We start from the raw sequence: 2014 nt of genomic DNA, 5'->3' as shown, positions 1-2014 counted from the left end.
CTGACGGCCGAGCAGCAGGCCGCGATCTTCGGTCCCGGATGGGACCCGGACCGGCCGGCCGAGGCCCGCCGGCGGTACGGCGGCACCACGCAGTGGCAGCAGTACGCCGAAGGGGCGGCCTCGCGCGGGCCGGAGGAGTGGCAGGCCGTCGCCGACGCCATGGCCGGCTTCGAGCGGGACCTCGGGGAGGCGATGGACGCCGGTGTCGCACCCGGCGGCCCGGAGGCGGAGCGGCTGGTCGACCGGCACCGCGACGTCTTCGCCGCGTACTTTCCGCTCACTCGGCGGATGCAGGTGTGCCTCGGCCGCAGGTTCGAGACCGATCCGGGTTTCGCCGCCCACTACGACGGCATCCGCCCCGGCCTCGCCGCCTGGTTCCGTCGTCTCGTCGACGCCAGTGCGCGGGCCCACGGGATCGATCCGGACACCGCGACCTGGGAGTAGGGCGGGCGCGGGCACGGCTCACCGGTACAGGACCCGTCCGCGTGGGTACCGCGCCTGCGGTCACCTCCGGGCCCCACAGGTGACCGGCGGCTGACCGCCGGTGCCCTCCTGGGCGCCGGCTCCCCCTGGTCGCGCGGCTTCGCCGTGATGAAGGCGCTTGCGGACCGCTTCGGCGAGAAGGCGGTCAGGCTCGCCGTCGCGTTCGGCTGAGCCCCGCAGCGGGGCGAGGTGAGGCGCGGACCGTGATGCTCGTCACTCCGGGGAGTGCGCGGGCACGGCATCCACGATCATGCCGGGATGGACGCTCGTTTCCTCGGTATCCCCGAGCTGGTCGAAGTTCCGGACGTGGCCGTCGTGGTCGATGTCATGCGTGCCTTCACGGTCGCCGCCTGGGCCTTCGCGCAGGGGGCGGAGAGGATCGTTCTCGCCGGGTCGCCCGACGAGGCCCTGGCTCTGAAGGCGCGTCATCCGGGCGCGGTGGCGCTGAAGGACGGTGCGCCCGCGCCCGGGTTCGACGCCGTCAACTCGCCCGGCCGGCTGCGGTCCGTGGATCTCGGCGGCCGGACCGTGGTGCAGAAGACCACGGCGGGGACGGTCGGCGCCCTGGCGGTGAAGGAGGCGTCGCTGGTGCTGTGCGCCGGCTTCGTGGTGGCGGAGGCGACGGCCCGGCTCCTGCGGACCCGCGGGTGTGACGGCGTCACGTTCGTCGTCACCGGTGAGGACGGGCAGGCCGACGAGGACCTGGCGTGCGCTCAGTACATCGCCCGCAGGGCCGCCGGGACGGAGACGGACCCGGCCGGTTACCTCCACCGGGCCGGTGCGTCCCGGGCGGCCGCCGAGCTGACGCAAGGGGTGCGCCAGGGCGTCCACCCCGATGATGTCGCGCTCTGCCTCGAGCTCGACCGGTTCCCCTTCGCCCTGGTGGCGGCCGTGGAGGAGGGGCTCATGGTGCTGCGCCCCCATGCCGTGCCTTCGCCGATCGAGGGGCCTTCGCCGATCGACGGGCGCCCGCTCTGACGGTCCCGGGCCGGGCGGGGCGCCGGGACCGGGCGTTCAGACGCGCGCGACCAGGGCGTAACGCTCGTCGGACACCGGTCCGCCCCACAGGGCGGTGTCGGTGGTGAGCGGGTGGACACGGAGGTCGCTGACGAGCGGACGTACGGCATCGGCCAGATCGTCGGCACGGATGCCCTGGTGCCAGGGGAGGGCCTCGGCCCCTGCCACGTACGGCTCGTCGCTCTGGTCCGCCTCGCCCCAGCGGCCCTCGACGAGGAGCAGGACACCACCGGGGCGGAGGCGGGACACCCACGTGTCGAGGGCGGCCGCCGGGTCGGGGAGCGTCCACACCAGGTGGCGGGAGAGCAGGACGTCGAACGTCTCCTCCCCCGTGGGCGGCGCCGCGGCGTCGCCGACCAGGAACCGGCCCGGAAGGCCGGCGGCGGCCAGCTTGGCCCGGGCCGCCTCCACCATGCGGGGTGCGAGGTCGACACCGGTCACCCGGTGCCCGGCCCCGGCCAGGAGTGCGGAAAGCGAGCCGGTGCCGCAGCCGACGTCCAGTACGTCGGCCGGG

General features: G+C 75.1%; 3 protein-coding genes. 2 read left to right on the top strand and 1 reads right to left on the bottom strand.

The window, feature by feature from the left end:
• Both RIF68_RS35320 and RIF68_RS35315 read left to right on the top strand, forming a co-directional pair.
• A partial coding sequence (locus RIF68_RS35320) for a TipAS antibiotic-recognition domain-containing protein (protein WP_309055670.1) occupies positions 1-444 on the top strand: 444 nt, incomplete at its 5' end.
• Positions 445-741: 297 nt separating this feature from the next.
• On the top strand, positions 742-1461 hold the full coding sequence (locus RIF68_RS35315; RefSeq protein WP_309055668.1) for a 2-phosphosulfolactate phosphatase: 720 nt from the start codon (positions 742-744) through the stop codon (positions 1459-1461).
• Between the two features lie 36 nt (positions 1462-1497).
• Here the strand turns inward: RIF68_RS35315 and RIF68_RS35310 are convergent.
• On the bottom strand, positions 1498-2014 hold a 517-nt coding region (locus RIF68_RS35310), incomplete at its 5' end, for a class I SAM-dependent methyltransferase (protein WP_309055666.1).

Origin of the sequence: Streptomyces sp. (genome assembly GCF_031178505.1) — a bacterium.
Lineage (GTDB): Bacteria > Actinomycetota > Actinomycetes > Streptomycetales > Streptomycetaceae > Streptomyces > Streptomyces gulbargensis.
This window is presented reverse-complemented; position numbering and strand designations above follow the sequence as displayed.